Raw genomic sequence first — 7,149 nt, forward strand, 5'->3', positions numbered from 1 at the left:
CCCAGCCTTGGGACGCGAAAGGGTTGTTCGGTCGCAGCGCGCCCCTGGAGGTCGAGGTCGGTTCCGGCAAAGGATTGTTCCTCGTGGCCGCTGCGGCCGCCAAGCCGGAAGTGAACTTTCTGGGCATCGAGCTGGCCAAGAAGTACGCCGAGCACGCGGCGGCACGCGTCTTGCGCCGCGGACACGGCGGCAACGTGCGGGTTGTTTCGGGCGACGCCTTGCGTGTGTTCCGAGAACTGCTGCCGCCCAGTTCACTCGACGCAGTGCATGTCTACTTCCCTGATCCCTGGTGGAAAGCTCGACATAAGAAACGCCGCGTGATGAACGAGGCCTTTGCGCGGGACATCGAACGCACGCTCAAGCCGGGCGGTACGCTGCATTTCTGGAGCGACGTCGAAGAATACTATCAATCGACGCTGGAACTGCTTGCGGCAGCCAGCGGGTTGCAAGGACCATTCGACGTCACGGAACGCGCGGCGGAGCACGATCTCGACTACCGCACCCATTTCGAGCGGCGTATGCGATTGCACGAAAAGCCGGTCTATCGGGCTGAGTACCGACGCCGTGAGGAGTGATCGGCAAATGCTGCCGAACTCCGGCGGACATTGCCGGCGAGTGGGCGCATTTTTCACCGCGGAGCCGCAGAGACGCGGAGCGGAAGCAGGGGGAGTCGAGCGGCGAGCGATGTGCTAACTCGTGGCAATGACTGGGCTTCGGCGACAGATAGTTGGTTGATCTGGTTGCCGTTTGAATGCGCTCGAGTCCTGGCATGTCGATTGCAATGCGGTGGGCGTTGGGACTTCTCCTTTCGCTCGCCTCAGGAATGCACGGATGCAGATTCCTTCGTTGTTCGCCGCGGTGCCGGCGATGGTCAATACCGGCCTGAAGTTGATCGGCGTCGATATCGAGGGCAAGATCGGCCAATCCGCGCCGCAGCAGCCGGAGACGGAATCGTCCGTCAACGCCCCCGAGGACGCGTTCGACCTATCCTCGATCACGCCGGACGATTTTTCCGAGTTGATTGATCAACTTCGAGCAAACGGCCAGCTCTCGGCGGAAGGCTACCGGGAACTACTGGGCGTGCGCTTAGAACTGGACCGCGCCCGAGCGCCGCACGATCAGCCCGTCGACGTGGTGTCGCTGCTCCAGGCCAAGCTCGCCGACCAGCAACAATTCCAAACGCCCGGCGGCGGCGCGCACGCGGATCTAACCAAGCGGCAACTGCAATGGCTGAATTCGATCGGAACTCCTCAGGGGATCAATGCGCTGGCCTAGATTGCTTCCAGAGGATTCACCACGGAGCACTGAGGACACGGCGAGCTGAAGCGGGATCCTCGATACCCGCGCTACAGGCTAGTGTGGCGTGGCTCGCGCAAAGCGAATTGCTTCTCTACATACTTGCCGATTAAATCGGTTTCGAGATTCACAACATCGCCCGGCACAAGACGGCCGAGCGTGGTGACGCCGAGCGTGTGCGGGATAAGCGCGACGCTGAAGCGTTCCGCTTCCACATTGACGACGGTGAGGCTGACGCCGTCGATGGTGATCGAGCCCTTGGAGACAAGTTGCCCGCTCAACGCCTCGGGGAAACGAAACCAGCAGGTGGACCAATCCCCTTCATCGCGACGCGATTCGAGCACACCGACGTCGTCGACGTGTCCGGTGACGAGATGCCCGCCAAGCCGGTCTCCCAAGCACAACGACCGCTCGACATTCACGAGCGATCCGGGCTGCAACCGACCAAGATTGGTCTTCGCGAGCGTCTCGGGCCCCGCTTCAAATGTGAGTTGAGCGTCCTCGCGCGCGACGACGGTCAAGCAACAACCGTTGATGGCGATGCTCTCGCCGATCGCCGCCTCCGCTGCCAATGCGCCGCAACGGAGCGTCAGGCGTTTGCCGGGCGGCGCGTCGATCACGTCCGCGACTTCGACCAGCGCTTCGACGAGTCCTGTGAACATGCGGCGCTACGTCCAGCGAAGGGTTGTGCCAACTACAGATTCAGTCCGCCGAAGCGACGGTCGCGCGCGGCGAAATCGCGAATTGCGAGATGCAGGTCTGGCTCGGCGAATTCGGGCCAACAGCGGGGCGTGACCCAGATTTCGGCGTAGCTGATCTGCCAGAGCAGGAAATTACTGATGCGCTGTTCGCCCGCGGTACGAATCACCAGGTCCGGGTCCGGCATGCCGGCGGTGTAGAGCGAATCGGCGATGCGTTGTTCGTCGACTTGCTCCGGATCGAGCCGCCCCGCCCGGGCTTCGGCGACGAGATGACGCACGCCGTCGACGATTTCGCCGCGGGCGCCGTAGTTGACCGCCAAGCAAAGCCGCAGCCCGGTGTTCGCGGCGCTTAACTCGATGGTCTTATCCATCTCGCGCTGGACGTCGTCTGGAATTCCCGCGCGGCGTCCGATTACCGCCAGGCGGATATTCTGACTGAGAATTGTCGTGCGCTCTTCGATCAAATACTGTTCCAGCAAGTGCATCAGGAAATCGAGTTCCTGTTGCGGGCGCTTCCAGTTTTCGCTGGAAAGGCAATAGAGTGTGAGTTGATCGAGCCCCAGCCGCGCGCTTTCTTCCGTCACGCGGCGCACGCTGGCGACGCCGCGGCGATGTCCTTCAATGCGAGGCAGACCTTGGCGCTGTGCCCAGCGGCCGTTCCCGTCCATGATGATCGCGATGTGCCGCGGACGTTGGGCGACGGGGACGTCGCTCAGGTCCAATTGCGTCGGCTCGGCGGAAACGGACATGGTGAAGTCGATGGGGCGAATATCATCTACAACTGTGATCCACGAATGACACGGGTACGATCCCTACGTCGACTCCGCGAGAATGGTTTGATCACGATCCGGCCCGACAGAAACAATTCCCACCGGGCGACCGATCAATTCGCTCAACCGCGTGATGTACCGCAACGCGTTGCCGGGCAACTCGCTGAGGTTCTTGGCGGTCACGATTTCCTCGCGCCAGCCGGGCATGGTCTCGTAGATCGGCTTGGCGATCCGCAGGTCGTCCACGTGGCTCGGGAATACCGTGACACGTTTGCCGCCGATGTCGTAAGCGGTGCAGATTTTCAGCTCGTCGAAGCCGGACAGGACGTCCAGCAACATCACGGCCAACGTGTCAACGCCGCTCAAGCGCGTCGTATAACGGACCGCCACGGCGTCGAACCAGCCGCAACGGCGCGGGCGTTTCGTGACTGTGCCGTACTCGTTGCCGCGGTCGCGAATGCGCTGACCGGTGGCGTCTTCCAGTTCCGTCGGGAACGGCCCGCCGCCGACGCGCGTGCTGTAGGCTTTGACGATGCCGATGATTTGGTTTTGATAGCGCCCCGGCACGCCGGAGCCAGCCGGAATGCCGACGCCGGAGCTGTTGCTGCTGGTGACGTACGGGTACGTGCCGTGGTCGACGTCGAGCAATGCGCCCTGCGCACCCTCGAACAACACCCGCTTGCCGGCTTCCAGCGCGTCGTGCAGGTAAGTTGTCGTATCGGACAGGTGCGGCCGCAGGCGCTCGGCGTAGCCCAAGTATTCTTCGCAGATCTGCTTGGGATCGAACGTCGGCGCGGCGCCCGTGGCGAAGACTTGCATCGCCAGACTCTTCTGGGCCGCGACTTGAGCAATCCGCTCGGCGAGACCAGGACGATAGAGATCGCCCAGCCGGATCGCATCACTGCGGCCATATTTGTCGCGATAGCACGGGCCGATGCCGCGCTGCGTGGTGCCAATTGCTTCGCGCCCTGACGTGGTGCGGCTCTCCGTGGCGCGGTCTTCCTCGACGTGCCAGGGAAAGATCACGTGCGCGCGATCGCTGACCAGCAAATTCTCAGCGACACGGATGCCGCGCGAGGTAAGGCCGTCGATCTCGCCCAGAAAGGAAGCCGGATTGAGCACGACGCCGCCGGTCACGACGCAGGTCACGCTCGACCGCAGGATACCGCTTGGAATCAGCGACAGCTTGTAGGTTTGGCCGCCTGTCACGACGGTATGCCCGGCGTTGCTGCCGCCCTGGTAGCGCACGACGATGTCATGGCGTTCGGTCAGCAGATCAACGATCTTTCCCTTCGCTTCGTCGCCCCACTGCAGTCCAATCACACAAGTCCCAGGCACGGCAACCACCTTCGCTGGCAAGCCCTAAAGTCCAAACCCATAAGGATAAGCAGCCGCAGGACAGTTGCAAGGGAGTCCGTCAACACCGCCGTCAAGAACGCTCCTTCTACTGCACCTCCAGTTCGAACACCTGCCCCTCGAAGCTGAACATCGGCGCCGCCGTCCCGTGCTTAAACACGCCGGGCTGCGCCTGTAACTTGAAGCGCAACCGTCCCTGGTCGTCCCCCGGGCCGGACATGCCCGTGCTGGCCGTCGCGAGGTCCGCTGAAAGGATGAGGTCGAGCTTGCTCGTTTGCTTCTGCTTGAAGAATTGATCGGCCAGAACGGTTAGTTGACCGCTATTCGTGCCTTCCTCACCGGGCTTCAAACCGACTGAGAGGGCTGGCTGACCATTCTTGAGCAGCACCAACTGCCCAGCGGTGAGCGACTGCACGCGGATCGATAGGAACTTGAAGCCTTCCCCGTCAACGTTTTGCTGGATCGTGACGCGGTATTCCTGTTCGGCGAGTTCGGGAAGATCCCATTTCAGACCATGCGCCGCCAGCACTTGCTCAGCATGATGCAGCCTGCCGCGCTGGTGCATGAAGCCAGCTATCAATGCCGCGAACAACGTCAGCAACAGCAAACCGCGCATTGAATATCGCGGCCTTTGCCATGAAGTTGAGTTCATTTTCATGGCCCTCCCTCGGCGGACGCACGAATTGGACGAAGGCGATGCAAACGCCCAATCGCCCAAAAGACGATGCCAGGGTCGCGGACCTTGCATCCGGTGCCCATAATCGCAACATCCTAACTAGCAACGACTTGCGATGCGACTGGGATACTTGGGCCAGTTTTGGACACATTCGGCAAAGAAACGATGTGTTCAGGGGCGGCCGCTTTTGCGAACGGCAGTGCGCTAATCGCCGCTCGCCGGGCATGAGCCGTACTCTTGGCGTAGGCGTTCATGGTCATTTCCAGGGACGAATGCCCTAGGATCGTTTGCACATCCTTCGGATTGGCACCACCGTCGATGGCCAGCGGGGTGAACGTGCCGCGAAAGGCATGGATGTCGACCGAGCCACCCGGCACCGCGTCCTCGATGCCCACACGCTTGCAGATCGCGTAAAAGCGACGAAGCAGCCGATGCCCCCAAGGTGTGCCTGCCTGAGTCACGAACACGTGACGTTTGCTGAACGCCCGCTCGATGGCCTCGGTGTCCTTTGCAGTGTTCCCGGTGCCAGGGCGGCGGAAGGGGGCTTCGTCGTGTAGCCGCTGGATCGTCGCTAGCATTTCTTCGTCGAGGGGAATTTCCCGTGGCCGGCCGGTCTTGGAGTTTTCCGCTCGGATGGAGACCACGGCCTTGTTGAAATCCACGTCGTCAAACGTCAACGACGCCAACTCCTGCCGGCGCATTCCCGTTGTGGCCAGCATTCGCCAGCATGGCTTGAGGTAGTCCGGGCTGGCCTCGAAAACCAACAGCAATTCCGACACGGTCATCACACGGTGCTGCTTCCGCTCTTTTCCCTTGGTCGGCAGCGGCTTGAGACTGGCCAGCGGATTCGAGCCGATGCGATTCGCTTGGACGCCCCAGGCCAGCATCGTGGTCAGCGTCCTGACCTCGATGTTGACTGTGCGCGGTGACACCTGAGCGAGCCGTTCCTCTCGGTAGTTGTTCACCACGGTCTCAGAGAGTTGGGATGCCTTCCGCACGGGCAGCGCCGTGAGAATCGCGTCGAGGGCCTGCTTGTAACGAGTGACGGTGGATGCGCGGACCGTCAGCCGACAATGGCGCTCATACGCCGGGCGCAGTTCGTCGAGCGTCACGTCATTGTCGACAATCCCAAAATCTTGGCGGTATGCCCGGGCTCGCAGGTCCGCGAGCATTCCGATGGCGTCGTCCACGTTCGAAGAAAGACGCTTCTGCATCATGTGCCCGCCGGCGCGGAACTTCGCGTAGTACGTTCGCCCTCGTTTCACCAAACCCGTAGGCAGTTTTCGTTGTCGTGCCATCGTTCAAGTCTCCTCTCGGAAAGGCTCGTGTTCACCAATGTCGCGCCAAGCGCCTCGATTCCAGTCATACCACTCAATAACCGTCCAATGCTCGCGACTAACGGACTTGAAGCTGCATCGGAAGTCGCGGTGGTAGTCTGATCCCTTGCGATTCGCCCAGGCTTCCATGCCTTTGATGTCCTGCAAGTTCTCATTGCTCGATGTGACGTAGTCGTCCCATGTGTGAGGAGCAACGTCCGGGGGAGCGCCAATGCGCCACAAGCCCCCATACGCTTCACTCGTTTGCCTGGCATTGAGAAAAACGACTTCACCAGTTTCCGGGTTTTGACCATTCGTGTTTGCGGTTTGTTCCCAAATTGGGGATGTTGTAAACCACGCTGCTGGTCGCACGTGATTGGGGACGCGAGCAGTTGCTTGCTTAATGATGCCTTCGTTTAGAATCGGCTTAATCCAAACTCCAACGGTGTAGTGCCATGCCATCGTTGGGATTGGTCGCTGCCGCTTCCGTGGCGCAGTTTTTTTCATACTTCACCTGTTGAAACGTGAATCTCAGAATCTTGCGGAACGAGGTACGCGAACGGCCGCAAATGACAACCACCGAACCAGCCCCCGCCGGACGCAGAATTGCCGGTGGTTTCCTCACGCATTGGTAGAAATTCGACCACACTTTTGGTAAATGCCCCTGCCGTCCGTGGCGATGGTAACGACGTGAGACGCAACTCTCACTATCTTCCAGGCGGGGATCGGACTTCTGATGCGGGGTCCGATCCTCCGTTTGGTTTCGTGCCTAAGGGACTGGGCCAAACTCCATCTGAATTCGGGCTGGTCGCGCTTGCAGGCGGTCGGCCCGATTTCGTTTTGCGAGGTATCGTTGACTGCTTCCGTTGGGGCCGTCGGACACTGGGGGCAGATCGTCCGGCGGCCCTTTTTCATTACTGCCTTTTCATCCAATCCAAATGTAAACGGCGCTCGAAGAGTGCAGCGCTTGGCGGGTTACCGATGGTCGGTCGAAAAGTGTAGTGCTCATGTTCCCTTCCGCGGATTCGTGACCG

General features: G+C 60.8%; 8 protein-coding genes. 2 read left to right on the forward strand and 6 right to left on the reverse strand.

The features are described from left to right. Both trmB and SGJ19_26495 read left to right on the forward strand, forming a co-directional pair. On the forward strand, window positions 1–575 hold a 575-nt coding region (gene trmB, locus SGJ19_26490), incomplete at its 5' end, for a tRNA (guanosine(46)-N7)-methyltransferase TrmB (GenBank protein ID MDZ4783812.1). Window positions 576–831: 256 nt separating this feature from the next. Continuing rightward, window positions 832–1,275, forward strand: coding sequence for a hypothetical protein (locus SGJ19_26495; GenBank protein MDZ4783813.1), 444 nt, complete (start codon window positions 832–834; stop codon window positions 1,273–1,275). A gap of 71 nt (window positions 1,276–1,346) precedes the next feature. Here the strand turns inward: SGJ19_26495 and SGJ19_26500 are convergent, their stop codons facing one another. The 6 genes from SGJ19_26500 to SGJ19_26525 all read right to left on the reverse strand — a co-directional run bounded on the left by SGJ19_26500 (window position 1,347) and on the right by SGJ19_26525 (window position 6,577). Beyond that, on the reverse strand, window positions 1,347–1,958 hold the full coding sequence (locus tag SGJ19_26500) for a riboflavin synthase (GenBank protein ID MDZ4783814.1): 612 nt from the start codon (window positions 1,956–1,958) through the stop codon (window positions 1,347–1,349). A gap of 32 nt (window positions 1,959–1,990) precedes the next feature. Further along, on the reverse strand, window positions 1,991–2,746 hold the full coding sequence (gene uppS / locus SGJ19_26505) for a polyprenyl diphosphate synthase (GenBank protein ID MDZ4783815.1): 756 nt from the start codon (window positions 2,744–2,746) through the stop codon (window positions 1,991–1,993). Between the two features lie 63 nt (window positions 2,747–2,809). Beyond that, window positions 2,810–4,105, reverse strand: coding sequence for an adenylosuccinate synthase (locus SGJ19_26510; protein MDZ4783816.1), 1,296 nt, complete (start codon window positions 4,103–4,105; stop codon window positions 2,810–2,812). Between the two features lie 106 nt (window positions 4,106–4,211). Continuing rightward, window positions 4,212–4,739 (reverse strand): hypothetical protein, encoded by a 528-nt coding sequence (locus SGJ19_26515; GenBank protein ID MDZ4783817.1) that lies wholly within the window; start codon window positions 4,737–4,739, stop codon window positions 4,212–4,214. Between the two features lie 155 nt (window positions 4,740–4,894). After that, window positions 4,895–6,097: a site-specific integrase gene (locus SGJ19_26520; protein ID MDZ4783818.1), complete on the reverse strand. Its 1,203-nt coding sequence runs from the start codon at window positions 6,095–6,097 to the stop codon at window positions 4,895–4,897. A gap of 3 nt (window positions 6,098–6,100) precedes the next feature. Next, window positions 6,101–6,577 (reverse strand): hypothetical protein, encoded by a 477-nt coding sequence (locus SGJ19_26525; GenBank protein MDZ4783819.1) that lies wholly within the window; start codon window positions 6,575–6,577, stop codon window positions 6,101–6,103. Window positions 6,578–7,149: the final 572 nt, after the last annotated feature.

It is taken from the genome of Planctomycetia bacterium, assembly GCA_034440135.1.
GTDB lineage: Bacteria > Planctomycetota > Planctomycetia > Pirellulales > JALHLM01 > JALHLM01.